This is a genomic window from Burkholderia sp. BCC1977 (assembly GCF_905339595.1).
Lineage (GTDB): Bacteria > Pseudomonadota > Gammaproteobacteria > Burkholderiales > Burkholderiaceae > Burkholderia.
Genome location: NZ_CAJPGQ010000011.1, coordinates 67964 through 92986, shown reverse-complemented (window position 1 = coordinate 92986; position 25023 = coordinate 67964). Strand labels below are relative to the sequence as shown.

The window sequence follows — 25023 nt, the reverse complement described above, 5'->3', positions numbered from 1 at the left end:
GGCCGCATGTCAAAACAGACTCCAACCATGCCAGACGAGGCCGCAGCGGATTCCCGCAACGAATACACGGTCGACGAGCTCGCGCGCGTGTCCGACACGACCGTGCGCAACGTCCGTGCGTACCAGGATCGCGGATTGCTCGCGCCGCCCGAGAAGCGCGGGCGCGTCGGCATCTACGACGACACGCACGTCGCACGCCTCAAGCTGATCAACCACCTGCTCGCACGCGGCTACACGCTGTCGAACATCCAGGACCTGATCATGGCGATCGACGAAGGTCACGACCTGCGCTCGATCCTCGGCCTGGAAAACGCGATCGGCGGCCGCTGGTCGCACGAACTCCCGAAAACCTATTCGCTCGCCGCGCTCGCGCAGATGTTCGGCCCGCAGACGGCATCGCAACTGTCGCGCGTGACCGAACTCGGGCTGCTCGAACGGCGCGGCCTGTCGTTCGTCGCGAAAAGCCCCGCGCTGCTCGAGGCGGCCGCCGCGATGACCAAGGAAGGCATCCCGCCGCGCGAACTGCTCGACGTGATCAGCCTCGCGCGGCCGCACTTCGACGCGATCGCGCGGCTGCTCGTCGATCTCGTCGTGAAGCGGCTCGACCGCTATGACGAAGGCACGCTGCCGCCGGTCACCGACGTGCCCGCGCTCGTCGATGCGATCTGGCGCCTGCGTCCGCTCGCGGCCGTGTTCGTCGAAGGCGAGACGAACCGCGCGCTCGAGAACGCGGCCAGTGCGTATCTGGGCGGCCGTGTCGCGACGATCCTCGACAAGAAACTCAGCGACGAAGCAGCGCGGCAGGCCGGCACGTCCGGCGCGTCCGATACCTCCGACACGCAAGGCGACGGCGACAAAGCATAGGACCGCCGCCGTCATATTCATATCGGCAATGCTTCGTTTGCGGGTCCGATCGCCCGTGCGACGATTCTTCCAACCGAGCGGCACGCGCCGCTCTCCGAAGACGTTTCGCATGGAGTCCGTTCGATGATTCGTTTCACCCGCTGGATCACCCGCACCGCCGCGACGGCGCTCGTCGCCGTCGCCGCCACATCGGCGTTCGCGCAAGGCAGCGCCGACAAGGTCGTGCGCATCGGCTACCAGAAGGCCGGCCTGCTGTCGGTCGTCAAGACGCAGGGCGCGCTCGAGACGCGCCTCAAGCCGCTCGGCTACAACGTCCAGTGGTTCGAATTCCCGGCCGGCCCGCAACTGCTCGAGGCGCTGAACGCGAACAGCATCGACTTCGGCTACACGGGCGCGCCGCCGCCGGTGTTCGCGCAGGCGGCCGGTGTGCGCTTCGTGTACGTCGCCGCGGAACCGCCGTCGCCGCACAACGAAGCCGTATTCGTGAAGGCCGATTCGCCGATCCGCTCGCTCGCGGACCTGCGCGGCAAGAAGGTCGCACTGCAGAAGGGTTCGAGCGCGAACTACCTGTTGCTCGAAGCGCTGAAGAAGGCAAACGTGCGCTACGACGAGATCCGCCCCGTGTACCTGCCGCCCGCCGACGCGCGCGCCGCGTTCGAGAGCGGCAACGTCGATGCATGGGCCGTCTGGGATCCGTACTACGCGGCCGCCCAGAATTCGCTGAAGATCCGCACGCTGTCCGACTACACGGGCCTCACGCCGGCGAACAACTTCTACGAGGCAACGCGCGGGTTCACGGAGCAACATGCCGACGTGGTCGGCGCGATCCTGAAGCAATTGCGCGAGACCGGCCTGTGGGTCAACGGGCATCCGGCCGAGACCGCCGCGCTGATCGCGCCGAAGGTCGGCCTGCCGCTGCCGCTCGTGGAAACCTGGATCAAGCGCGTACCGTTCGGGGCGGTGCCGGTCGATGACAAGATCGTCGCCGTCCAGCAAGGAGTGGCCGATGCGTTCTACGCAGCGAAGCTGATTCCGCGGAAGCCGAGCGTGGCGGATAACGCGTGGATCGACAAGCGCGTGGCAAGCGCGCTCGCGGCGAAGTAACACGCGGACGCAGCGTCCAGCAGTCGAAACAGGCCGACGGGCCCCCTGCGCGCCGGCCTTTCACGTCCCGCGGCCGTGCGCGCCGACCTGCGCCGGCACACCACCACCTTCTTCTGCCGTCACCAACACGACAAGCCGCACGTCACATGCGCGGCCGGGATCGCGTCCTAGAAGGATTCGCCGGTTTTCCTCCTCCCGTTCTTCCGGATAATGGCCGGCAGCCGCACCCACGACGGCGCGCCACCCACCACCGACAAAAACAACCCGGAGACCCCCGCCTTGATCGCCACGCTTCCCGCCACCTACCGCCGGCTCTGGCCGCTCGCCGTCGCCGCCGCGCTGCTGTACGGCCTGTCGCTCGCCGCCGCGCCCTATCCCGGCCAGGCCGCCGCGAAAGCCGCGATGGGCATCCTGCTGCTCGCGGCCGGCAGCACCTGCGTGGCACCGCGCGAACGCGCGTGGCTGTGCGCGGCGCTCGCCACCGCCGTGCTCGGCGACGTGCTGCTCGCGCTGCCCGACTGGCCGCTGTCGTTCGTTCTCGGACTCGGCGCGTTCCTGCTCACGCACCTGTGCTACTGCGCGATCTTCGTGCGCTGGCGCGTGCGGCCGCACGGCTGGCGCATCGTCGCGCTGATCGGGCTGTGGATCGCCGCGCCCTCGTTCTACGCGGCGTTCCTTCCGCACCTGGGCGAACTGCTCGTACCGGTCGCCGTCTACATGCTCGTGCTGTGCGCGATGGCGAGCTTCGCGCTCGCGGCGCGCACGCGCGGCCCGCTGGTCGCCGTCGGCAGCCTGATCTTCGTCGGCTCCGACACGCTGATCGGCGTCGGACGCTTCCTCGGCGGCTTTCCCGGCATCGACTACCTGATCTGGGGCCTCTACGCGCTCGCGCAGGTCACGATCGTCGCCGGGGTTTTCCATGAGACGGCCGCCCGCTCGATCCGTCCCCGATAGTGTTTCAAACAGGCCGCCGTGCACCGGCGGCCTGGTCTCCCGCCTCTCCCGCCCTGCCGACGGCCGTTTCCGCGCATTCCGCAATGCGGAAACCACACCGTTCCAAACCCCGCTCAGCCTTTTCCCGCGCGGCTTCCGGCCCTTAGAGCGCTGCTTCTAGCCTCTTGCGGTTTCCAGGCTCACCCTCTATCGTTACATCAAACAATGTAACATTCGAAAATGAGCCAAATCGGAGACACCCGGATGAATGCTCGCACGTTGCCTTTCGGCCCGCCCGGCCACGACGGCCTGGATGAAACCACCGACATCGCCATCATCGGCACCGGCTTCGCCGGTCTCGGGATGGCCATTCGCCTGCGGCAGACAGGCGTGACCGACTTCGTCGTCCTCGAGAAGGCCGCGTCGGTCGGCGGCACGTGGCGCGACAATCATTACCCCGGGTGTGCATGCGACGTGCAATCGCACGTCTACTCGTTCTCGTTCGCGCCGAACCCGCGCTGGACGCGCATGTTCGCGCCGCAGCCGGAGATTCGCGCGTACCTGGAAGACTGCGTGCAGCGCTTCGGCGTCGGCCCGCACCTGCGCTTGAACCACGAACTGCAGCGCGCCGAATACGACGAAGCCGCGCAGCGCTGGCGCCTCACGTTCGCGAACGGCAAGCGGCTGTCGGCGCGCGTGCTGGTGTCGGGGATGGGCGGGCTGTCGCGCGCCGCGCTGCCGGCGATTCCCGGCGTCGAGAACTTCAAGGGCCGCGCGTTCCACTCGCAGCAGTGGGATCACGACTACGCGCTCGACGGCAAGCGCGTCGCGGTGATCGGCACCGGCGCGAGCGCGATCCAGTTCGTGCCGCGGATCGCGCCGCGCGTGAAGGAACTCGCGCTGTTCCAGCGCACGCCGCCGTGGATCATGCCGAAGCCCGACCGCAACCTGACCGGCGTCGAGAAATGGCTGTTCCGCACGCTGCCGTTCACGCAGAAGGCCGTGCGCAGCAGCATCTACTGGATGCTCGAATCGCGCGTGCTCGGCTTCGCGATCCATCCGTCGCTGATGAAGAACGTGCAGAAGCTCGCGCTGCGCCACATCCGCAAGCAGATTCCGGATCCGGAACTGCGCAAGACCGTCACGCCGGACTACACGCTCGGCTGCAAGCGCGTGCTGATCTCGAACGACTACTACCCGGCGCTGTCGCGCAAGAACGTCGACGTGATCACGACCGGCATCGACCACATCGAGGCCGACGCGGTGGTGACGACCGACGGCAAGCGTCATGAAGTCGACTGCCTGATCTACGGCACGGGCTTCCAGGTCGCCGATCCGTTTCCGCGCGGCGCGATCATCGGCCGCGGCGGCCTCGACATCGTCGACGCGTGGCGCGACGGCGCGCACGCGTATCTCGGCACGACGCTGCCGGGCTACCCGAACTTCTTCATGATCGTCGGTCCGAACACGGGCCTCGGCCACAACTCGATGGTGTTCATGATCGAGTCGCAAATCGAATACATCCTCGGCGCGCTGCAAGCCATGCATCGCGAACGCGCGGATGCGATCGAGGTGCGCCCGCTCGTCGAGGCGCAGTTCAACAGCGACCTGCAGGGCAAGCTCAAAAAGGCGATCTGGTCGACGGGCGGCTGCAAGAGCTGGTACCTCGATCCGCGCACCGGCAAGAACACGACGCTGTGGCCGGGCTTCACCTGGCGCTTCCGCCAGGCCACCGCGCACTTCTCGATCGCGGATTACCACGCGTATCGCGCGCCGCACCACGACATGAGCGCGCGGCCCGTCGCCGCGCCCGCCGCTTCCGCTTCCACTTCCGCCGAAGCGGCCTGAGCCCGACAAGGAGCCAACGACATGAGAGATTTCGCCAACAAGGTCGCCGCGATCACGGGCGCAGGCTCGGGCATGGGCCGCTCGCTCGCGGTCCAGCTCGCGCAGGCCGGCTGCCACGTATCGCTCGCCGACAAGAACGGCGTCGGCCTCGCCGAAACCGAGCGGATCGTCCGCGCGATCGCGCCGAACGTGCGCGTGTCGACGCGCGTGCTCGACGTCGGCGACCGCGACGCGATGTTCGCGTGGGCCGACGACACCGCGCAGGAACACGGCAAGGTCAACCTGATCTTCAACAACGCGGGAGTCGCGCTGTCGAGCACGATCGAAGGGATGGAATACAGCGATCTCGAGTGGATCGTGAACATCAACTTCTGGGGCGTCGTGCACGGCACGAAGGCGTTCCTGCCGCACCTGAAGGCCGCGCGCGACGGTCACGTGATCAACACGTCGAGCATCTTCGGAATCTTCGCGCAGCCGGGGATGAGCGGCTACAACGCGACCAAGTTCGCGGTGCGCGGCTTCACCGAAGCGCTGCGTCAGGAACTCGACATGATGAAGTGCGGCGTGTCGGCCACCTGCGTGCATCCGGGCGGCATCCGCACCAACATCGCGCAGTCGAGCCGCGTCGCGAAGAACATGGTCGGCTTCATCGTCGAGAGCGAGCAGCAAGGCAAGGACAGCTTCGAGAAATTCTTCATCACGACCGCCGACGACGCCGCGCGCACGATCCTCGCCGGCGTGCGCAGGAACAAGCGCCGCGTGCTGATCGGCCGCGACGCGAAGGCCGCGGACTGGATGGCGCGCATCCTGCCGGCCGCATACCAGGCGCTCGTCGTGCTCGCGACCCGCCGCGAAGCCGCGAAGGCCCGCCGCGCGGCCGCCCGCCACGGCACGCCGGCCGCCGCGCCGCTTCACGCCACCTACAACAACGCAGGCAATCAGGGAGGAGAACAATCATGACGAACCCGAACATGATGCCGGTGCGGCGCGACATCCGTTTCGCGCTGCCGCCCGAACACGCGAAGGACTGGCACGTCCAGGGCGTGCCGGTCACGCACTTCATGAACGCGCTGTCGCTGCTGTTCCCGGCCGGCGAGCGCTTCTTCATGGATTCGGTGCGCAACTACCGCGACCGCATCGAGGATCCGGAACTGAAGAAGCAGGTGCTCGGCTTCATCGGCCAGGAAGCAATGCACACGCGCGAGCACATCGAGTACAACGACCTGCTGCAGTCGTCCGGCCTGCCCGCGCACAAGCTCGACAAGCGGCTGTGGACGATCCTCGGCTTCTTCAAGAAGACGCTGCCGCATTCGATGCAGCTCGCGATCACGATCGCGCTCGAGCACTACACGGCGATCCTCGCGAACCAGCTGCTGTCGGGCCACGAGCACCGGATCGACGGGTCGGTCGAAGGCTATCAGCAGATGTGGATGTGGCACGCGATGGAGGAAACCGAGCACAAGGCGGTGTCGTACGACGTATGGAACGCCGTGATGAAGCCGGGCCTCGGCAGCTACCTGCTGCGCACGGGCACGATGCTGACGACGACGGCATTGTTCTGGACGATCGTGTTCGACTTCCACGTTCGCCTGATGCGCGCGCACCGTCGCGAGCACGGCAGGTTCGGCGGCATGTGGCGCCTCGTGAAGTATCTGTACAGCCCGAAGCACGGCGTGTTCCCGAGCATCGCGCGCGAATGGCTCGACTACTTCCGTCCGGGCTTCCATCCGTGGGACCACGACAACCATCAGTACCTGCAGGGGCTCGACACGCTGCTCGCGAACATCGACGCGACCAACGCACGCTACGCGGCGCACGCCGCCCCGCGCCGCGTGCCGCTGCATCCGGTGCCCCAGGCATGACGTCATGGCGCGCGCACACGAAATGCTGACCGTCCGCTCCGGCGCCGTGAAACTCGCCGTCCATGTCAGCGGCCCGCGGCGCGCGCCGCCGCTGATCCTCGTGCACGGGTATCCCGATTCGGCGGCCGTGTGGGCGCCGGTCCGCGCGCGGCTCGCGAAGCGCTATCGCGTGATCGCGTACGACGTGCGCGGCGCCGGCGCGTCCGATGCGCCGCGCCGCCGCGCGGACTACACGCTTGCGCGGCTCGCGGAGGACCTGAAGGCCGTCGCCGACGCAACCTGCGGCGACCGGCCGTTCCATCTGGTCGGTCACGACTGGGGGTCGATCCAGTGCTGGGAGGCCGTGACCGATCCCGCGTTCCGCGGCCGGATCGCGTCGTACACGTCGATCTCCGGCCCGTGCCTCGATCACGTGTTCCGCGCGAAGATGCGGCTCAAGCAGAGCCTGAAGTCGTGGTACATCGCGTTCTTCCATCTGCCGGTCGTGCCGTCGCTGGTCTGGCGTCTCGGCGGCGCCGCACTGTGGCCGCGCTGGCTGCAGTTGACCGAACGCGTGCGGCCCGAGCGCGATCCGGCGCAGCTGAAGAACGCGCTGAACGGGTTGCAGCTTTACCGCGCGAATTTCCTCGCGCGGGCGAGAAAGCCACGCGAGCGGTATGCACAGGCACCGGTGCAGATCCTCGTGCCGGTGCGCGACCGCTATGTGACACCGGAGATGTCGGTCGATCTCGATCGCTGGCTCGGCGAGCACGTGCGCGAGGAAATCGACGGCGCGCACTGGGTCGTGGTCCGCAATCCCGATCTGATCGCGGCGCGGATCGACCGGTTCGCGTCGGCGCATGAACGACCGGCGGTCGTGGCAACATCGGCGGCAACACCGGCCGCAACACCCGCGGCAGCGCGAGCGGCGGTTCAGCGCAACGTCGGCAGACGCTTGAACAACGTTTCGTAGTCGATCACGAGCCCGTCGGCGTCGACGTCCATCTCCGCCGTGAAATTCCGGAAGATGCCCTCGTAGCGGTAGCGCCGGCCGGGCTCGATGCACGCGTAGGCCTGCTTGACCGGCGTCACGGTCAGGTCCGGCGTCGCGATGTACGCGACGTCGATCGGCCGCCGCTCGCCGCGCGCGAGACCGAGGCGGCCGATCGGCAGCGCATTCGTGAACGGCGTCGCCGCGATGTCGATGTCGACGCAGCCATCCAGTTCCGGCAGTGCACGGCCTGAACCATCGCGCCAGTGCCCGGCCCCGTCGCCGTGCAGCTCGAGCGTGCCGCCGCCCATCACCCTCAGCACCGCATACCTGACCCGCCATTGCGGATCGCACTCGACCCGGTACGCGAGCCCGTACGCGCGGCCGTACCGCTGGCCGACCACGGCGCTTTCGACGACGATGCCGGCGTCATCCCGATCGAACGTCAGGTGTTCGATTCCGTCGCCCTCGAGCGACGCCCAGCGCAGTTCACGCACGTCTGCCGCCGACGATCGAATCGACACGCAGCGGTTGCGCCAGCGGAATGCCGTGGCGAGCTGCCAGAGTCTTGAAGACGACTTGCATGGATAGTCCCCTTATCGAGACGCCAGAAACACGAATCATTCCGCGATCCTGCACGAAAACGCCAACACGCTGGCCTGCACATGAAAACAAGCGCGACGGCCCGAATTTGCTGCCCAATCGCCACAATCGCACGAAAACGCTAGCACACGCACCGGATGCACGCCGGCCGCCCCTCCGCGCCCCAATGCAGGGCATCCCCCCCAAATCCTGACTATCCAGAATTCCCTATTCCGGTGCATGGGATTGTGTCCTATGCTCGCGGCTCGTCCTGTTTCCCCGCCGCCATGCCTACCGCCCGCCCCGCTTCGCCGTCGATCGACCTGCGCATCTTGCTGCGCGGCATCGGACAGATCGTGCTGCAGGCGAACGCGTTCACCGGCGCGATGCTGATCGCCGCACTCGCGCTGACCGACCTGCGGCTCGCGTGCGCGGCGCTGGTCGGCGCGGCCGCCGCCAACCTGACCGCGGTGCTGACCGGCGCGCTACGCCACGACGTCGAACAGGGCCTGCACGGCTTCAACGGCGCGCTCGCCGCACTGGTGGCCGTCCTGTTTGCGCCCGCCCCGCCGGCGGCGCTCGTGCTGGTGCCGCTCGCCGCAATCGGCGCCGCGCTCGTGCAGCGGGCGATGCGCACCCCGCTCGCGAAATGGCGCCAGTGCCCGTATTCGAGCCCGTGCCTGGCAGCCACCGCGCTGTGGCTGCCGTTTGTCGCGGCGCAGCATGCGAGCGGTGCCGCGACAAGCGCGGCGCTGACGCTTTCGTCGGTCCCCGCCGCGCTGCTTTCGGGCGTCGCCCAAACCACCTTCGCGCAAGGCGCATGGGCCGGCACGCTGATCGTCGCCGGCATCGCGACCGCATCCCGCCGCGCGGCCGCGTTCGCGCTCGGCGGTGCGATCGTGTCGACCGTGCTGCTGGTCGCGCTCGGCACAGGCGGCGCGGCATTCACCGACGGCCTGCTCGGTTTCAACGGCGCACTCGCCGCGCTCGCGCTGATGTCGCGCGGCACCCGCGCGGCGCTTGCCGCGGCCGCGCTGGCCGCGCTGATCCAGTGGCTCGCGATGCAGGCGGGCATCCCCGCGCTCACGGCCCCGTTCGCGCTCGCGTCGTGGATCACGGTGGCCGTCGCGCGCCGCCTTACCCTCGGAGAACCCGATGTCGTCATTCGCACACCGTCCTGACACCGTGAAACCCGGTGGCCCGATCTCGGACGCCGAGCACCGGTTGCGCGTCGATCTCGCCGCCGCCTATCGCCTCGTCGCGCTGAACGGCTGGGATGACCTGATCTACACGCATCTGTCCGCGACGGTGCCGGGCGAACCCGGCCATTTCCTGATCAACCCGTTCGGCCTCACGTTCGACGAGGTTCGCGCATCGAATCTCGTGAAGATCGACCTGGCCGGCAACCGGATCGGCGCAAGCGAACACGCTGTCAATGTGACCGGTTTCGCGCTGCATGCGGCCGTGCACGCCGCGCGGCCGGACGCCGTCTGCGTGATGCACCTGCACAATACGGCCGGCATCGCCGTGTCGATCCAGCGCGACGGGCTGCTGCCCGCATCGCAGCATGCGTTGCGGTTTCACGGCGACCTCGCGTATCACGACTACGAGGCGCTCGCGTTCTCGCCGGCCGAAGGCGCGCGGCTGACCGCCAGCCTCGGCGCGAAATCCGCGATGCTGCTGCGCAACCACGGCACGCTGACGGTCGGCAGGACCGTCGCCGAGGCGTATGTGCTGATGGATACGCTGATCAAGGCCTGCGACATCCAGGTGCGCGCGCAGGCAGGCGGCGGGCCGCTCGTGCTGCCGGCGCCGGCCGTCGCCGAGCGCACCGCCGGGCAGTTGCGCGACGGCGGTGCGATCGAGGGCGAACTGGAATGGCCGGCGCTGCTGCGCCGCCTCGACCGGATCGATCCGTCGTATCGCGACTGACGCACTTTCCCAACCCCAACCATCGGAGCATCCAGTCATGCCGACTTTCAATATCCAGTTGTTCGAAGGCCGCACGGTCGAGCAGAAGCGCGCATTCGTCGAAGCGATCACGCGCGTCACGTGCGAGACGCTCGGCTGCGACCCGGGCTCGGTCGACATCATCCTCGCCGACGTGAAGAAGGAGAACTGGGCGACGGGCGGCAAGCTGTGGAGCGACGAGCGTTGATACCGGCCCGTACGGCGCCGGCGGAACCTCCCGGGCGACAGGCGTTCGAATTGCGGTGACCTCCGGACGCACGCGCCGCACGATGCGGCGCGTCAAGGAGACCTCAAGGAGACCGCATGATCGATGACAAGCGTATCGCCGCCGCGCTGAACGACATGATCCTGTCGATGGGTGCGCAACTGGATCAATCGCTTCGGCAGGTCGACGAGACCTGCCCGCGACACGAATTCGTCGCCTACCGCGAATTCGTGTCGCAACTGCTGACCACGATGCTGCTCGACTTCATGAACCCGCTCTACGCGCGGCACCCCGACCTGAAGCCGCCGGACCTGGCTTGACCCGCCCGTGCGACGCCGGATACCGGCGTTGCACGCAGCCTTCCTTCCCTGCTCCGCGTTGTGCGCCCGCACATCGCGCCGTCACGCAATCGGCGCATCAATCGGCGCATAATGCCGAACACACGCAGCAGCCAATGGCCACCCGACCAGGAGACCGCCATGGAAGCGAAGAACGAAGAAGTCGTCGCACACCTGCTCTCCGATGTCGTCGAATTCGCGCGCGGGCGCCTGCCCGAAGCCACGTTCCGGATCGTCGAACCGTTCCTGCATCATTACTACGATTTCGCCGACGCCGATGATCTGCAGAATCGCGGCATCGCCGACCTCTACGGCGCCGCGATGGCGCACTGGCAGACCGCCCAGAAATTCGTGCCCGGCAGCGAGCGGCTGCGCGTGTACAACCCGATCCTCGAACAGCACGGCTGGCATTCCGATCACACGGTGATCGAGATCGTCAACGACGACATGCCGTTCCTCGTCGACTCGGTGACGATGGCCGTGAACCGCCTCGGGCTCGCGCTGCACTCCGCGCTGCACCCGGTGTTCCGCATCTGGCGCGGCGGCAACGGCGCGATCGAGCGCGTCGACGCCGGCGGCGCGACGGCCGGCGACGGCCAGTCGCAGCTCGCGTCGTTCATCCACTTCGAAGTCGACCGCTGCGGCGACGCCGCGCTGCTCCACACGCTGCGCGACGACATCGCGCGCGTGCTCGGCGACGTGCGCGCCTCGGTCGAGGACTGGCCGAAGATCGTCGACATCGCTCGCGCGACGATCAAGGACCTGAAAGCCCGCGAATCGACCGCGGAAGACCTCGAGGCGCGCGCCTTCCTCGAATGGATGGCCGCCGACCACTTCACGTTCCTCGGCCAGCGCGACTACTCGCTGGTATCGGACAGCTCGGGCTTCGGCCTGCGCGGCGTCGAAGGCTCGGGCTTCGGCCTGCTGCGCGAATCGTTGCGCCCGCCCGGCGCGCCGGACCTGACGCCGCTGCCGCCGGCCGCCGCCGAGATCATCACCGGCCCCTGGCCGATCTTCCTGACGAAAGCGAACTCGCGCGCGACCGTGCACCGGCCCGGCTATCTCGACTACGTCGGCGTGAAACTGGTCGGCGCCGACGGCAAGGTGACCGGCGAGCGCCGCTTCCTCGGGCTCTACACGTCGACCGCGTACATGGTGTCGAGCGCCGAGATCCCGATCGTGCGCCGCAAGTGCGCGAACATCGTGCGGCGCGCGGGCTTCCTGCCGAAGGGGCATCTCGGCAAGTCGCTGGTGACAGTGCTCGAAACCTATCCGCGCGACGAACTGTTCCAGGCCGACGAAGACCAGCTCTACGACATCGCGCTCGGCATCCTGCGCCTGCAGGAACACCAGCGCACACGCCTGTTCGTGCGGCGCGACCGCTTCGACCGCTTCGTGTCGTGCCTCGCGTTCGTGCCGCGCGACAAGTACAACACCGACCTGCGCCGCCGCATCGCGAAGCTGCTCGTCGACGCGTACAACGGCGTGAACGTCGAGTTCACGCCGCTGCTGTCGGAATCGGCGATCGCGCGGATTCATTTCGTCGTCCATGCGGAACCGGGCACGATGCCGGACGTCGACACGCGCGAACTCGAAACGCGGCTCGTGCAGGTCACGCGCCGCTGGCAGGACGATCTCGCGGATGCGCTGCTCGATGCGTTCGGCGAAGAGCAAGGCAACCGCCTGCTGCAGCGCTATGCGGACTCGTTCCCGGCCGGCTATCGCGACGACTATCCGGCGCGCACGGCCGTGCGCGACATCGAACTGATCGAGCGCGTGAAGGAGTCGGGCCAGCTCGCGATGAACCTGTACCGCCCGATCGAGGCCGAGGCGCGCGCGTTCCGCTTCAAGGTGTATCGCGCGGGCGACCCGATCGCGCTGTCGCGCAGCCTGCCGATGCTGGAACATCTCGGCGTGCGCGTCGACGAGGAACGGCCGTACCGGATCCAGACGCAGGATGGCGCGCATGCGTGGGTGCACGACTTCGGCCTTGAACTTGCCGACGATACCGAATTCGACATCGAGCGCGTGAAGGGCCTGTTCGAGGACGCGTTCGACCGGATCTGGTGCGGCCGGATCGAGAACGACGACTTCAACCGCCTCGTGCTGCGCGCGCACCTGAGCGCGCGCGAGGTCACGATCCTGCGCGCGTATGCGAAATACCTGCGGCAGGTCGGCTCGACGTTCAGCGACGCCTATATCGAACGCGCGCTGACGGGCAACCCGGCGATCGCGCGGCAACTCGTCGAGCTGTTCCTGGTGCGCTTCGACCCGGCCACGGGCGGCACGCGCGACGTGCAGGCCGAACGCCTGCTGAAGGCGATCGAGACGGCCCTCGACCAGGTGCCGAATCTCGACGAGGACCGGATCCTGCGCCAGTTCCTCGGCGTGATCAACGCGACCGAGCGCACCAACTATTTCCTGCACGACGCGGCCGGCGAAGCGAAGCCGTACCTGTCGTTCAAGTTCAATCCGGCGAAGGTGCCGGGCCTGCCCGAGCCGAAGCCGATGTTCGAGATCTGGGTGTACTCGCCGCGCGTCGAGGGCGTGCACCTGCGCGGCGGGCGCGTCGCGCGCGGCGGGCTGCGCTGGTCCGACCGCCGCGAGGATTTCCGCACCGAGGTGCTCGGGCTGATGAAGGCGCAGATGGTGAAGAACGTCGTGATCGTGCCGGTCGGCTCGAAAGGCGGCTTCGTCGTGAAGAATCCGCCGCCGCCGAGCGATCGCGAAGCGTGGATGCGCGAAGGCATCGCGTGCTACCAGACCTTCCTGCGCGGCCTGCTCGACCTGACCGACAATCTCGCCGGCAACGCGATCGTGCCGCCGGCCGACGTGGTGCGCCACGACCCCGACGATCCGTATCTCGTCGTCGCGGCCGACAAGGGCACCGCCACCTTCTCCGACTATGCGAATGCGATCTCGCACGAATACGGCTTCTGGCTCGACGACGCGTTCGCGTCCGGCGGCTCGGTCGGCTACGACCACAAGAAGATGGCGATCACCGCGCGCGGCGCGTGGGAATCGGTGAAGCGGCACTTCCGCGAGATGGGCGTCGATACGCAGGCGACCGACTTCAGCGTGGTCGGCGTCGGCGACATGTCGGGCGACGTGTTCGGCAACGGGATGCTGCTGTCGCCGCATATCCGGCTCGTCGCGGCATTCGATCACCGCCACGTGTTCCTCGACCCGAACCCCGACCCGGCGACGAGCTTCGCGGAGCGCCAGCGGATGTTCGCGCTCGAACGCTCGAGCTGGGCCGACTATGACACCGCCGTGATCTCGGCGGGCGGCGGCGTCTACCCGCGCACCGCGAAGACGATCCCGCTGTCGCCGGCCGTGCAGGCCCTGCTCGGCATCGACGCGCACGCGCTGCCGCCGACCGAGCTGATCCGCGCGATCCTGCAGGCGCCGGTCGACCTGCTGTACAACGGCGGCATCGGCACCTACGTGAAGGCCGCGCACGAAACCCACCAGCAGGTCGGCGATCGCGCGAACGACGCGGTGCGCGTGAACGGCGCGGACCTGCGCTGCAAGGTCGTCGGCGAAGGCGGCAACCTCGGCTGCACGCAGTTCGGCCGCATCGAGTTCGCGCAGCGTGGCGGGCGCATCAACACCGACGCGATCGACAACTCGGCCGGCGTCGATTGTTCGGATCACGAAGTCAACATCAAGATCCTGCTCGGGCTCGTCGTCACCGATGGCGAGATGACCGAGAAGCAGCGCAACGCACTGCTCGCGGAAATGACCGACGAAGTCGGGCTGCTCGTGCTGCGCGACAACTACTACCAGACGCAGGCGCTGTCGATCGCGGGCCGCTACAGCGTCGAGCTGCTCGACGCCGAGGCGCGCCTGATGCGCTGGCTCGAACGCGCGGGCCGCCTGAACCGCGTGATCGAGTTCCTGCCGACCGACGACGAGATCGCCGAACGGCAAGCCGCGAAACAGGGCCTCACGTCGCCCGAGCGCGCGGTGCTGCTCGCCTACAGCAAGATGTGGCTGTACGACGCGCTGCTCGAATCCGACGTGCCCGAGGATCCGCTCGTCGCCGCGATGCTCGTCGACTATTTCCCGACGCCGCTGCAACAGCGCTTCAGCGAACCGATGCATCGCCACCCGCTGCGCCGCGAGATTCTCGCGACCCACCTGACCAACGCGCTCGTCAACCGGGTCGGCTGCGCGTTCGTGCACCGGCTGATGGAAGAAACCGACGCGAAGCCGGGCGACATCGTGCGCGCCTGCATCATGGCGCGCGACGTGTTCGATCTCGATGCGGTGTGGCGCGACATCGACGCGCTCGACAACCGCGTCGCCGACGACGTGCAGGCGCGCATGTTCGTCGACGTCGCGCGGCTGCTGGAGCGCGCGGCGCTGTGGTTCCTGCGGCAGCTGCAGTCCGGCACGGTGGCCGACGGCGGCGTCGCCGGATTGATCGCGCGCTGCCGCGACGCGGTGCAGCGCATCGCGCCGCAATTGCCGTCGCTGCTGCCGGCCGACGATCTGGAGGCGCTGTCCGAGCGGCAACGCGTGCTGGTCGAAGCCGGTGTCGACAGCGCGCTCGCGGTGCGCGTCGCGAGCGGCGACATCTCGGCCGCGCTGCTCGACATCGCCGAAGTGGCCGCGACCTGCGACCGCAGCCTCGAACTGGTCGCGGGCGTCTACTTCTCGCTCGGCACGCTGCTGAACTACGGGTGGATCGGCGAACGCGCGGCCTCGCTGCCGACCCCGACGCACTGGGACATGCTGGCGCGCGCGGCCGCACTCGCGGAAGTCGCGCGGCTCAAGCGCACGCTCGCCACCAGCGCGCTCGCGGAATCGGCCGACTCGACGGCGCCCGAGACGATCGTCCACGCGTGGCGCGAACGCCGCGAGGCCGCGCTGCAGCGCTACGAGCACCTGCTCGCCGACCTGCGCGCGTCGGGCGGTGCGAGCCTCGCGGTGCTGCTCGTGGTCGTGCGCGAGATGGCCGTGCTCGAACGCGCGTGACGGAAGGTCGCGACGTTACACCGTCGCGACCAGCAGCTCCTCCGCGTTGTCCGGCGGACGCAGGCCGTCGCTGCGACCGGCGAAGTAGCGGCGCGCGAGATCCGCGGCCGACACATGCTCGGCCCGCGCGAAGCCGGCCTCCGTCGCGAGTGCGCGGATCTCCGCCGGCATGAAGAAGCTGATGAACGGCGTGCCGCTCGCGCGCGCGCCCTTCGCGGCCATGTCGAGCCCCGGCCGCACGTCCGGATCGGCCTGCTCGAGCGGCAGCAGGAACGTCATCGCGAACGTCGAACCCGGCGCGAGCGACGCGACTTCGCGCAGCGCCGCCGCGTTCGCGTCGTGCGTCAGGTACATGCTCACACCGGTGGACACCACGACCGCCGGTTTGCCCACATCGAAGCCGGCGCGCACGAGCGCGTCGCGCCACGATTGCTGCTGCTCGAAATCGACCGGCACGAACCGTAGCCAGTCCGGCACGCCGAAGCCGAGCTCGGTCAGCCGGCGGCGCTTCCACGCCTGCGGCGCGGGCGGATCGACTTCAAAGACGGTCAGGCGCGAGCCCATCTCCGGCCGGCGCTGCACGAAGCTGTCGAGGCCCGCGCCGAGGATCACGTACTGGCTCACGCCCTGCCCGGCCTGCTCGACGACGAGATCCTCGATGAAGCGCGCCCGCGCGACGATCGATGCGCGAAACGGCCGCGTGAAGCGCGGATCCATGTCGCCGCGCTGCTGCCAGCCGGGTGCCGGCGCGAGCAGGCGCAGGCCGACTTCGTCGACGAGCACGTGCGGCGGCGCATCGAGTTCGACGTGCAGCGCGCGCCACAGCGCGACGCGCGCGGCGGTGCTGTCGGGGGCGTCCGGATGAAGGTCGGTCATCGTCATGGCCTCACGCGCCCGGCCGGCCCGGCGCCTGCAGGCGCCATACGCGGCCGTCGGGATCGCGCACGGTCATGTCGCGCGTGCCCCAGTGCGTATCCTCGAACGGCGTGACCACATCGACGATCGGCTGCGGCCGGACCGCCTGCTCGTCTGGCACCTTCAGCACGACCTGCATGCCGGGCGTCTCGCTGGCCGGCACTTCGGCAATGAACAGAAACGGGCCGTCGCCGTTTCTCAGTTGGCCCGAGTGGTGATCGGTTTCGAATTCCAGCGTGAAGCCCAGCGCCTGGAAGAACTTCGCGGACTTGCCCCAGTTGTGCGTCGTCAGGTACACGGCTTCGATTCGCTCGGATGACATGTCACTCCTCCGTGGTGGACGGCCCGGCCCCCGGCGGAGGCGCGGCCAGATACGCGCGCAATGCGTCGGCCACCAGCGCGGACAGCGACTGTTCCGTTTCGATGGCGCGATGCTTGACCTGCCGGATCAGGCTCAGCGGCAGGTATACGTTGAATTGCTTCACTTCTTCGTCGGTCATGGATACTAGTATGCTAGCAAAATAGCAAATGTCAAACCGGAACCCGCGATCGGCGGCACGGCGGACGTCGACGCCCGCTCATGCCACACGGCCCCGCAACGCAACGCACTTACATCGTGTTCGCCCGCGCCGCCACCCGCGCGAACAACGCGTCGAGATCGAAGCCGGTCGTGTCGATGCCGATCGTGTCGCGCAGGCACGCGCCCCACGCGGCCGCGTCGTCGAACGTGACGGTGCGCCCCGCGCCCGCCGCGTCGCGCAGCGTCAGCACGGTGTTGAACAGCGCCGCGCGGCCGTCCGGCAGCACGCGGCAGGCGATCAGGTCGTTGACGAAGATCGATTCGGGATAGGTCGACGTGAACCAGTTCGCGGCGTCGTAATCGATCCACTCGGCCGGTTTCAGCGAAAAGCGGTAGGTCGTCTGCCAGCCGTCGGGGATCTCGAACTGCATGTCGAACTCGCCGTCGACCGGCGCGTCGACGACGCGAAACGCCCCATGCGGCGTCAGTTGCCGCTCGCCCGGCACGAAGCGCAGCGGCGCGGTCAGCGTCGCGCTGCCGAAGCCGATGTCCGCGAGCCACGCCGCGCCGTCGAGATCGATGCGCAGCAGCATGTGCGTCTGCGCGGTGACGACCTCGGGCGGCCGCATCCAGCGCACGCGTGCGATCAGCGGCGTCACGCGAAAACCGATCGTCGTGAGCGCGGTGTAGAAGAGCTTGTTGAGTTCGAAGCAGTAGCCGCCGCGGCGGCGCCCGATCACCTTGTCGACGATCGCGGGCAGGTCGAGCGCGACCCGCGCGCCGGTCAGCGGATTGAGGTTTTCGAACGGAATGGCCTGCGGGTGCAGCAAATGCAGCCGGCGCAGCACATCGAGCGTCGGCTCGGCCGGGCCGTCATGGCCGATGCGGGCGAAGTAGCGCGGGAGGTCGAACGAGTCAGTCATGAACCGGCACCGGGAACGGGGAACACGCCACGATAGCATCGAGCGCTATTCGCGGGTTACCCAGGGTCTGTTCACGCGGATGACGGGCTTGCGCTGGTCGCCGGACGGGCCGCGCGCAACGCATGCGACGAAGCGAATGCTCGACGTATGCGCGAGGCGCATGACGCCGCGCTCGGCCCGTCTGGCGACCCGCCCCACGCATGACTTTTCGGTAACCGGGGAACGAGTCTTTCCGCGCGCTGCCGGCGCCGCAGCGCGCGGGTCCGGCAACGTTACGGCAGCAGCTTCAATGCGGACGACGCGACCGACGGCACCGAAATCCCCTGGCTCGTCGCGAACTGCACGGCCTGGCCGAGCGTCGACGCGAGCGACTGCAACTGGCCCGGCGCGCTTTGCGCGATATACGACGCGGCCTGCATGTTCTGCGGATTCAGGCCCGACTGCAGCAGCGACGCGGCGCTGGTCGAACCGAGATTGCCGAGCCCCGACTGCAGCTGCGAGTACTGCGTCAGGCCCTGGCCGAGCGATGCGAGGCCGTTGCTGAACGCCTGCTTGTCGATCGGGCCGTGCGTCGCCCCGCCGCTTGCGAACGCCTGGCCGAGCGCCTGCGACACCGACTGCTGCGCGCCGCCCATCTGCGACAGCGCGGCCGGCGTCAGCGCATTGCCGCCGCCGAGCAGGCCGGCGGCCTGCTGCGCCTGACCGGCCGCGCCGGTGAGCCCCATCGCCGACGCGAGCGACGACTGGCCGACCAGCACCTGCTGGTTCGCGCCGACGTACGCCTGCATCAGTTGCGCGACGCCGCCCTGCGCGGGCGCGGCCTGTTGTTGCCCGCCGCCGAGCAGCGCCGATCCGATCGACTGCAGGTCGAGCTGCGCGTGCGCGGTGCCGTTCACGCCCAGCAGGATGCCGAATGCGATGCCCGCCGCTGCGAAGCGCTTGCCCGTCGCGCGAATGTGCTTCATGTGTTTTTCCTCGTGCCGGAAGGTTGAATCAAGCCGGGTATTGTCGAAGCGCGTCGTGCGCCGCCGCAACGACTGAAACACATCGATACGAAATCTCCCGGTGCGATCGTCGCCCAGCGGGCGGATTCATCCGAATCTGCCGCGCGATATCGGGCTTGCGCCGGGATTCGTTCCTGTATCGCGGCAATCTCGGCCACGCTGGGTAGGCGCTGGGTAGGCGCTGGGTAGGCGCTGGGTAGGCGCTGGGTAGGCGCCGGGTAGTCGCCGGGTAGTCGCCGGGTAGTCGCCGAGTAGGCGCCGAGTAGGCGCCGGGTAGGCGCCGGGTAGGCGCCGGTAAGCGCCGGTAAGCGCGGGTGATGCGCCGGTGTCGACCGGCGCTGTCGTGCGGCAGCGTCATGCCCGGCGCACGCATCGCCAGCGCGTTTCGAGGTTCAGAAACAAAACGGGCGGCACGCGGCCGCCCGTTTCGTCACTTGCTTGCGTCACTTGCTTGCGTCGCTTGCTTTCGTCGCTGGTCGCTGGTCGCTGGTCGACGATCGACGATCTGCCGGCCGCCGCGTTACGCAGCCATCCAGTCCGGCAGCCGCCGGCCGACCCAGTCGGCCGCCTGCTCGTAGCCGCGCGCGAGCTGCAGCACCGCGAGATCCGCGCGCGGCCGGCCGATCAGTTGCATCCCCATCGGCAGCCCCGCATCGTTGAAGCCGACCGGCACGCTGATCACCGGGCAGCCGGCCAGCGTCCATGGCACGACCGTTTCCATCCAGCGGTGGTAGGTGTCCATCGCGCGGCCGGCGATTTCCTTCGGCCAGCGCTGCTCGACGTCGAACGGGAACACCTGCGCGGTCGGCGCCGCGATGAAGTCGTAGCGATCGAAGAAGCTCAGCACGGCCTGATGCCACGCGGTGCGCTCGACGCTCGCGTCGAACACCTCGGCCCCCTGCATCGCGAGCAGCCCCTCGACCTCGTAGATCGCCTCGGGCTTCAGCAGCACGCGCCGTGCCGGGTCGCGATAGTGCGCGAGCAGCCCGCCGCCGGACAGCAGGTGCCGATGCGTGAGCCACAGACGCCAGATGCGCTCGGGCGCGAACGCCGGCAGCACCGCATCCACTTCGCAGCCGATCTCGCGCAGCGTCGCGAGGCCCTTTTCGCACTGCGCGAGCACGCCCGGCTCGGTCGCGAGATAGCCGTTCCAGTCGCCGACCCACGCGATGCGCTCGCCGCGCAGATCGTGGTCGAGCGGCTTCGCGAACACGGCCGGATCTTCCGCGAGCGACAGCGGATCGTTCGGGTCGTAGCCGGCCTGGATCGCGAGCAACTGCGCGACGTCGCCGACCGTGCGGCCCATCGGCCCTTCGATGCCGAGCTGCTGGATGAACACGTCGACGCCCGGCCAGCGCGGCACGCGGCCCTGCGACGGACGGAACCCGTAGATGTTGCAGAACGCGGCCGGATTGCGCAGAGAACCGCCGAAGTCGCTGCCGTCCGCGACCGGCAGCATGCGCGCGGCCAGCGCCGCCGCCGTGCCGCCGCTGCTGCCGCCCGCGCTCTTCGTCAGGTCGTACGGATTGCGCGTCGCGCCGTGGATTTCGTTGAACGTATGCGAGCCGAGGCCGAACTCCGGCGTATTGGTCTTGCCGATGAAGATCGCGCCCGCCGCGCGCATCCGCCCGACGCCGACCGAATCGGCCTGCGGTACGTTATCGCGGAAAATCGGCGAGCCGTAGGTCGTCCGCAGCCCTTTCGTCATCGCGAGATCCTTCGGCGCCTGCGGCATCCCGTGCAGCCAGCCGTGATACTCGCCGCGGGCCAGCGCGGCGTCCTTCTCCGCGGCTTCGGCGAGCAGCGTGTCGCGATCGCGCAGCGAGATCAACGCATTCACCGCGCCATTTACGCGCTCGATGTGATCGAGATACGCGCGCATCGTCTCGACGCACGAGACCGCCTTGCCGCGGATCGCCGACGCGAGCTCGCCGGCCGACAGGCGCACGATCGGATCGACGGTGATGGAAGCGGGAGCGAGAAGCTGCGAGGCGCCGTGCGGCATGCGAGGTCTCCTGGAATCGGAAGGGAATGGAATGGCGGGCTGCATGGTGGCGGCGATCCGTCCCGCGCGGCCGGGAAGGCGCCGGGAGAAGGCCGCGCCGCGGCCGATGCACTACTCTACGCGACGCCGGATGGCCGACCTCCGATATTTTTCGCCGCGATTCATTGAGGTTCCGACTAAATCGGCGTGGTGCGCCGCCGCTGGGTGGCCCACGTCGAGCTGCCTTCCGGCCGGTCGGTGAAAACGTTTATGCGCATAAACTAAAATTTCTTATATTTCCAATAGGTGTGACACGAGGCGGCGGACGTTGACGACATTTTTACGCGGCCGCCCGATCTCTTTAGGTTGCGCGATCCGGCGCCGCGCTACGCTGGAAACATCTCGATAACGGGGCATCTTCCATGCTCAAACTGCTGGTTCCGGTCGGTCATTCGCCCCGCTCGCTGCAGGCGGTCCGCCACGCGACCTTCCTGTATCGCGAACGCTGCGCATCGGAGATCGTGCTGATCAATGTCCAGGCGCCGCTCGAAGCGACGCGGCTCGAAGCGTTTCACCCGCTGTCGCGGCTGCAGTCGATCGAGGACAAGTTCGCGTGCGACGATCTGGCGATGGCGGAGCGGGTGTTGCGGGAAGCCGGTGTCCGATACAGCATCGTGAAGAAGGTCGGGCCGGTGGCCGACACGATCGCGGCGGTCGCGGCCGAGACCGGCTGCGACGAAATCGTCGTCGTCGCGCCGCGGCACGATCCGTTTCACACGCTGCTGTCGATGTTCCGTCGCAGCGTGATGGACCGGCTCGTGCGGATCTCGAATGTACCTGTGACGGCGGTGCGATAAGCGACTGACTGCAGCCGTGGCTGCCGTGGCCGCGGTCGCATATCGCGACAGCCCCCGTACTGCGCGGCATCGGGCCGGAAACCTCGATATGCGCGCAAGCACGACGATGTCGTCATGGACCCGCTTCGGCGGGTCGTTTCATTTGGGGCGACGCAGCGATGCGTGTTGCACGACGCAAAGCCGTCGTGTGCCATGCGCAAACACCGCGGCACGCACGCGCGCGCCATCGCGCAACGCTGGCCGGCTTACTTGATGACCTTGCGCCAGAAGACGAGATAGGTCGCCAACGAAGACGCACCCAGCAGGATGACCCACAACGGTGCCATGCTGATCAGGACGGAAGACACGTTAAGCATTTGGATTCCTCACTATTTCGATAGCGATGTTCAACACATACCTGCTTCACCCGAAACCGGTGCGCCCATCGCTCGCCGCACATCGCGTTCCGTCAAAACATGCATTCATGCTATCGCTTTGACCGGCGGTGCGACCGTCTCGCCCTGCCCCAACCCTGACATTCGTCAAACTCGCGTCAATCGCCAGCCGGGGCGGCCGGCCACCGCCCTTTTCCCCGTTCGGGCGGCAAAAAACGGGACGCGATCACCTGGGCCAGCCGCCATTTCAGCAGACGTTTACCGGGGGAAGCCCCAAGTGCTTCCCGAATCGTGTCCGCGTTACGCTTGAGCAACGAGGAGACGAATCATGAGACGAGTGGTACACATCGCTTTTTTCGCGCTGCTGGCCTACCTGATCGGCGATCGGGCACTGCTGCATGCGCAAGGCCGCGACGCCAGCCCGACGGCGTGCTCGCAGGGCGCCGAGCAGGTGAAATACGACGCGCTCAGCCGGGGCTTCGGCAACGCGGCCGCCAGCAGCCAGAGCGAAGCGTTCATGTCCGGCTGCCTGGTGAGCGGGCGCGGCAATCGGGATGTCGCGATGGCGAAGAACTGACGCGGTCCGGCATGACGCGCAGGTTGCCGCACGTCACGCCGCCCGAGTCGAAGCCGCGCCGGTTTCGGCGTTTGCCGTCACGATCCCGATCGTTCGCCGGACACGGCTGCGCGGGTGCGGGCAGCGGCGACGTCGAACGTCCCGGTGCAATGAACCGCGAGCGCCCCGCTCCGCCGCCTACATCGCATGCGGATCGAAATAGGCTTCCCATGTGAGCGGATCGGCCGTGAACGCCGCACCGCGCTTCAACACGGCCCGCGCCTCGTCCAAGCTCGAACCCTCGAGCATCGCGACAAACAGGTTGAAATACGTGTTTCTGTCCGTCGATCCGAGATGGATCGCCTCCACCAGGTACTCGCGCGCTTCGGCATGCCGTCGCAGGCCGCACAGCACCGCCCCCAGGCAGGTCAACACGGCGACCTCGTCGGGATTGTCGTCGAGCGCCCGTTCGAGCAGCGCCCGGGCTTCCGCAAGCAGCGCGTCGTACGGCACCGGATCGTTCGCCCAGGTTCGATCGACCAGGGTTCGCGCCGCCGTGACAAGCATCCTGCACTGAACGTTCACCTGCCCCTCGCTCGGCCTGCGACGACGCATCGCCACACCGTGTCGAATCGGCCTTGACCGACGTCCTGACGCAACCGGCACCGGGCGTCCGCCATTCACGCCTCGTCGCGCCGGATCGTCAATTCATTGAACCCCGTGCCCGCATCGGGTTCACGGGAAAATCGATGCGCGGGCAACAGCACGAGCAGGATCTCGGCGGTCGTCCGCACCACGCAGCCGCTCGCGACGTGTCCGCCCCACACGCGGCCCTGTGCGTCGGACACCGACATATGCAGGTGCGCGCCGTCCGGCGAGACCGAACCGGCCAGCGTCAGGATTTCGAGGTCGCCGCGCAGTTCGGCCGGTGCGTCGACGCCGGCAAAGCGCAATTGCGCGACGTTCAGGCTGCCGATCCCCTGGATCACGAATGCGGCATGCGCGTCGAGCCGACGCAACGCCTGCTCGATCGACGCGCGCAGATCGTCGCCGGGGGAAAGACGCACAGGATGGGCTTGCATGGTCGATCACCTGCTGGTGGGCCTGGGTGTCGACCAAGAGTACGTTCGGCCGGGCAATCCGGCAAGCCGCTCGCCGCAAACGAAACGCCGCCGCCTGCATCGCTGCAGCGCGCGGCGCTCGCATCACACGGTGAACCGCTCGCTTGCGAACTGCCCATCCGGAATGCCGGCGGCGACGGCGACTTCCCGCGCGCCCTCGACGAGCGGCGGCGGACCGCACACGTAAACATCCGGCAGCACCTCGGCCTGCGCAAGCGCCGCGCGCAACGCATCGACCGGCGTCCCGCGGAACCCGGCCCATTCCGCGCCCGGCCGCCATACGCACAGTTCGACCCGCAGTTGCGGCAACTCGGCCTGCAACCGCGCCAGCTCGTCGAGCATGAACAGTTCGCTTTCCTCATTGACGCCGAAGAACAGCCGCGCGTCGCCGATCTCCTGATACTCGGCCATGCGCCTCAGCATCGACAGGATCGGCGCGAGCCCCGTGCCGCCCGCGACGAACCAGCGCGGCCGCAGGCTGTCCGCGAACAGGCCGAACCCGCCCATCGGCACGCGCACGGTCAGCGGGTCGCCGGACCGCGCGCGCTCGCGCAGATAAGTCGAGAACCAGCCGCCCGATCGCAGCCGGATCAGGAATTCCAGGCGGCCGTCCCAGTTGCTCGTATTCGCGAGCGAATACGGCCGGCGCACACCGCTGCCCGGCACCTCCAGTTCCGCGAACTGGCCGGCTTCGAATTCCGCCGCCGCGCCGAACGCGTCGTCGGGCTCGATCTGCAGCTCGACACGCATCGTGTCGCGCGCGAGGGTGTCGAGCGCCGCGATCCGCGCGGTGCGTACCGGCACCGGCTGCAGCAGCACCTTGGCGCGGTCGTACGGCGCGGCGACCCGCAGATCGCCGAGCGGCGTCGTCCGGCACAGCAGCACCGCGCCGGGCTGGCCGGCCGGCAACGCGTCGGCGCTGTGGTCCTGCATCTCGTACGGGCCGTCGACGACGGTCGCCTGGCAGGCGCCGCAGCTGCCGCGCCGGCATTGCGACGGCAGCGTGATATCGGCTTGCGCCGCCGCCGCGAGCAGATCCTGGCCGGGCTCGCAGTCGAAGCCGAACGGCGCGCCGTCGCGCGTCGTGATCTCGATCCGGTAGCTCATCG

The 25023-nt window shown here is 68.3% G+C and carries 24 protein-coding genes; 14 read left to right on the top strand and 10 right to left on the bottom strand.

The annotated features are described in order from the left end of the window. Positions 1-6: 6 nt before the first annotated feature. The 7 genes from U5771_RS12140 to U5771_RS12110 all read left to right on the top strand — a co-directional run bounded on the left by U5771_RS12140 (position 7) and on the right by U5771_RS12110 (position 7563). Positions 7-864, top strand: coding sequence for a MerR family transcriptional regulator (locus tag U5771_RS12140; protein ID WP_322024189.1), 858 nt, complete (start codon positions 7-9; stop codon positions 862-864). A gap of 123 nt (positions 865-987) precedes the next feature. Next, positions 988-1968 carry a sulfonate ABC transporter substrate-binding protein gene (locus U5771_RS12135; RefSeq protein WP_322024188.1) on the top strand — a complete coding sequence of 327 codons (981 nt, stop codon included), beginning with the start codon at positions 988-990 and terminating at the stop codon, positions 1966-1968. A gap of 279 nt (positions 1969-2247) precedes the next feature. Next, entirely contained in the window at positions 2248-2922 is a 675-nt protein-coding gene (locus U5771_RS12130; protein WP_322024187.1) for a lysoplasmalogenase, read from the top strand. Positions 2923-3165: 243 nt separating this feature from the next. Further along, positions 3166-4749, top strand: a complete 1584-nt coding sequence (locus U5771_RS12125) for an NAD(P)/FAD-dependent oxidoreductase (RefSeq protein WP_322024186.1) — start codon at positions 3166-3168, stop codon at positions 4747-4749. A 21-nt stretch (positions 4750-4770) separates the two neighbouring features. Further along, complete coding sequence (locus tag U5771_RS12120) at positions 4771-5709, top strand: SDR family NAD(P)-dependent oxidoreductase (protein ID WP_322024185.1); 939 nt, start codon at positions 4771-4773, stop codon at positions 5707-5709. Beyond that, positions 5706-6611: a metal-dependent hydrolase gene (locus U5771_RS12115; RefSeq protein ID WP_322024184.1), complete on the top strand. Its 906-nt coding sequence runs from the start codon at positions 5706-5708 to the stop codon at positions 6609-6611. Before U5771_RS12120 ends, U5771_RS12115 begins: the two co-directional genes overlap by 4 nt. Before the next feature lie 4 nt (positions 6612-6615). Then, entirely contained in the window at positions 6616-7563 is a 948-nt protein-coding gene (locus U5771_RS12110; RefSeq protein ID WP_322024183.1) for an alpha/beta fold hydrolase, read from the top strand. Here the strand turns inward: U5771_RS12110 and U5771_RS12105 are convergent. Further along, positions 7524-8078 carry a putative glycolipid-binding domain-containing protein gene (locus U5771_RS12105; protein WP_322024182.1) on the bottom strand — a complete coding sequence of 185 codons (555 nt, stop codon included), beginning with the start codon at positions 8076-8078 and terminating at the stop codon, positions 7524-7526. The genes U5771_RS12110 and U5771_RS12105 overlap by 40 nt on opposite strands. Positions 8079-8450: 372 nt before the next feature. Here U5771_RS12105 and U5771_RS12100 point away from each other — a divergent pair, with 372 nt between their 5' ends. The 5 genes from U5771_RS12100 to U5771_RS12080 all read left to right on the top strand — a co-directional run bounded on the left by U5771_RS12100 (position 8451) and on the right by U5771_RS12080 (position 15660). Further along, on the top strand, positions 8451-9344 hold the full coding sequence (locus tag U5771_RS12100) for an urea transporter (protein ID WP_322024181.1): 894 nt from the start codon (positions 8451-8453) through the stop codon (positions 9342-9344). Beyond that, entirely contained in the window at positions 9319-10095 is a 777-nt protein-coding gene (locus tag U5771_RS12095; RefSeq protein ID WP_322024180.1) for a class II aldolase/adducin family protein, read from the top strand. Before U5771_RS12100 ends, U5771_RS12095 begins: the two co-directional genes overlap by 26 nt. 37 nt (positions 10096-10132) lie before the next feature. Then, the gene (locus U5771_RS12090; protein WP_044843193.1) at positions 10133-10321 is read left to right on the top strand and encodes a 4-oxalocrotonate tautomerase; all 189 of its coding nucleotides are present in this window, start codon (positions 10133-10135) and stop codon (positions 10319-10321) included. A gap of 116 nt (positions 10322-10437) precedes the next feature. Further along, complete coding sequence (locus U5771_RS12085; RefSeq protein ID WP_124604506.1) at positions 10438-10659, top strand: hypothetical protein; 222 nt, start codon at positions 10438-10440, stop codon at positions 10657-10659. A gap of 159 nt (positions 10660-10818) precedes the next feature. After that, positions 10819-15660, top strand: a complete 4842-nt coding sequence (locus U5771_RS12080) for an NAD-glutamate dehydrogenase (protein ID WP_322024179.1) — start codon at positions 10819-10821, stop codon at positions 15658-15660. 15 nt (positions 15661-15675) lie between these two features. Here U5771_RS12080 and U5771_RS12075 read toward each other — a convergent pair whose 3' ends face one another. From U5771_RS12075 to U5771_RS12050, 6 genes are all read right to left on the bottom strand, one after another. Next, complete coding sequence (locus U5771_RS12075) at positions 15676-16536, bottom strand: class I SAM-dependent methyltransferase (RefSeq protein WP_322024178.1); 861 nt, start codon at positions 16534-16536, stop codon at positions 15676-15678. A gap of 10 nt (positions 16537-16546) precedes the next feature. Continuing rightward, positions 16547-16897 (bottom strand): VOC family protein, encoded by a 351-nt coding sequence (locus tag U5771_RS12070; protein WP_322024177.1) that lies wholly within the window; start codon positions 16895-16897, stop codon positions 16547-16549. Position 16898: 1 nt separating this feature from the next. Then, the gene (locus U5771_RS12065) at positions 16899-17075 is read right to left on the bottom strand and encodes a ribbon-helix-helix domain-containing protein (protein WP_322024176.1); all 177 of its coding nucleotides are present in this window, start codon (positions 17073-17075) and stop codon (positions 16899-16901) included. Between the two features lie 109 nt (positions 17076-17184). Next, positions 17185-18018 (bottom strand): arylamine N-acetyltransferase, encoded by an 834-nt coding sequence (locus tag U5771_RS12060; protein WP_322024175.1) that lies wholly within the window; start codon positions 18016-18018, stop codon positions 17185-17187. A gap of 272 nt (positions 18019-18290) precedes the next feature. Next, positions 18291-18983, bottom strand: coding sequence for a hypothetical protein (locus U5771_RS12055; RefSeq protein ID WP_322024174.1), 693 nt, complete (start codon positions 18981-18983; stop codon positions 18291-18293). Positions 18984-19542: 559 nt separating this feature from the next. Continuing rightward, positions 19543-21027, bottom strand: a complete 1485-nt coding sequence (locus U5771_RS12050; RefSeq protein ID WP_322024173.1) for an amidase — start codon at positions 21025-21027, stop codon at positions 19543-19545. A 401-nt stretch (positions 21028-21428) separates the two neighbouring features. Here U5771_RS12050 and U5771_RS12045 point away from each other — a divergent pair, with 401 nt between their 5' ends. Continuing rightward, entirely contained in the window at positions 21429-21863 is a 435-nt protein-coding gene (locus U5771_RS12045; protein ID WP_322024172.1) for a universal stress protein, read from the top strand. Positions 21864-22565: 702 nt separating this feature from the next. Further along, complete coding sequence (locus tag U5771_RS12040; RefSeq protein WP_322024171.1) at positions 22566-22814, top strand: adhesin; 249 nt, start codon at positions 22566-22568, stop codon at positions 22812-22814. 177 nt (positions 22815-22991) lie between these two features. Here U5771_RS12040 and U5771_RS12035 read toward each other — a convergent pair whose 3' ends face one another. The 3 genes from U5771_RS12035 to U5771_RS12025 form a co-directional block, all read right to left on the bottom strand. Continuing rightward, the gene (locus U5771_RS12035) at positions 22992-23360 is read right to left on the bottom strand and encodes a hypothetical protein (RefSeq protein ID WP_322024170.1); all 369 of its coding nucleotides are present in this window, start codon (positions 23358-23360) and stop codon (positions 22992-22994) included. Positions 23361-23473: 113 nt separating this feature from the next. Then, positions 23474-23875: a PPC domain-containing DNA-binding protein gene (locus tag U5771_RS12030; RefSeq protein ID WP_322024169.1), complete on the bottom strand. Its 402-nt coding sequence runs from the start codon at positions 23873-23875 to the stop codon at positions 23474-23476. 123 nt (positions 23876-23998) lie between these two features. Further along, a complete protein-coding gene (locus tag U5771_RS12025) occupies positions 23999-25021 on the bottom strand; it encodes a 2Fe-2S iron-sulfur cluster binding domain-containing protein (RefSeq protein ID WP_322024168.1) in 1023 nt (340 codons plus the stop codon). Positions 25022-25023: the final 2 nt, after the last annotated feature.

Coding starts and splice junctions, on each gene's coding strand:
- U5771_RS12140 (WP_322024189.1), top strand. CDS start 7: ATGTCAAAACAGACTCCAACCATGCCAGACGAGGCCGCAGCGGATTCC.
- U5771_RS12135 (WP_322024188.1), top strand. CDS start 988: ATGATTCGTTTCACCCGCTGGATCACCCGCACCGCCGCGACGGCGCTC.
- U5771_RS12125 (WP_322024186.1), top strand. CDS start 3,166: ATGAATGCTCGCACGTTGCCTTTCGGCCCGCCCGGCCACGACGGCCTG.
- U5771_RS12120 (WP_322024185.1), top strand. CDS start 4,771: ATGAGAGATTTCGCCAACAAGGTCGCCGCGATCACGGGCGCAGGCTCG.
- U5771_RS12115 (WP_322024184.1), top strand. CDS start 5,706: ATGACGAACCCGAACATGATGCCGGTGCGGCGCGACATCCGTTTCGCG.
- U5771_RS12110 (WP_322024183.1), top strand. CDS start 6,616: ATGGCGCGCGCACACGAAATGCTGACCGTCCGCTCCGGCGCCGTGAAA.
- U5771_RS12100 (WP_322024181.1), top strand. CDS start 8,451: ATGCCTACCGCCCGCCCCGCTTCGCCGTCGATCGACCTGCGCATCTTG.
- U5771_RS12095 (WP_322024180.1), top strand. CDS start 9,319: ATGTCGTCATTCGCACACCGTCCTGACACCGTGAAACCCGGTGGCCCG.
- U5771_RS12090 (WP_044843193.1), top strand. CDS start 10,133: ATGCCGACTTTCAATATCCAGTTGTTCGAAGGCCGCACGGTCGAGCAG.
- U5771_RS12085 (WP_124604506.1), top strand. CDS start 10,438: ATGATCGATGACAAGCGTATCGCCGCCGCGCTGAACGACATGATCCTG.
- U5771_RS12080 (WP_322024179.1), top strand. CDS start 10,819: ATGGAAGCGAAGAACGAAGAAGTCGTCGCACACCTGCTCTCCGATGTC.
- U5771_RS12075 (WP_322024178.1), bottom strand. CDS start 16,536: ATGACCGACCTTCATCCGGACGCCCCCGACAGCACCGCCGCGCGCGTC.
- U5771_RS12070 (WP_322024177.1), bottom strand. CDS start 16,897: ATGTCATCCGAGCGAATCGAAGCCGTGTACCTGACGACGCACAACTGG.
- U5771_RS12065 (WP_322024176.1), bottom strand. CDS start 17,075: ATGACCGACGAAGAAGTGAAGCAATTCAACGTATACCTGCCGCTGAGC.
- U5771_RS12060 (WP_322024175.1), bottom strand. CDS start 18,018: ATGACTGACTCGTTCGACCTCCCGCGCTACTTCGCCCGCATCGGCCAT.
- U5771_RS12055 (WP_322024174.1), bottom strand. CDS start 18,983: ATGAAGCACATTCGCGCGACGGGCAAGCGCTTCGCAGCGGCGGGCATC.
- U5771_RS12050 (WP_322024173.1), bottom strand. CDS start 21,027: ATGCCGCACGGCGCCTCGCAGCTTCTCGCTCCCGCTTCCATCACCGTC.
- U5771_RS12045 (WP_322024172.1), top strand. CDS start 21,429: ATGCTCAAACTGCTGGTTCCGGTCGGTCATTCGCCCCGCTCGCTGCAG.
- U5771_RS12040 (WP_322024171.1), top strand. CDS start 22,566: ATGAGACGAGTGGTACACATCGCTTTTTTCGCGCTGCTGGCCTACCTG.
- U5771_RS12035 (WP_322024170.1), bottom strand. CDS start 23,360: ATGCTTGTCACGGCGGCGCGAACCCTGGTCGATCGAACCTGGGCGAAC.
- U5771_RS12030 (WP_322024169.1), bottom strand. CDS start 23,875: ATGCAAGCCCATCCTGTGCGTCTTTCCCCCGGCGACGATCTGCGCGCG.
- U5771_RS12025 (WP_322024168.1), bottom strand. CDS start 25,021: ATGAGCTACCGGATCGAGATCACGACGCGCGACGGCGCGCCGTTCGGC.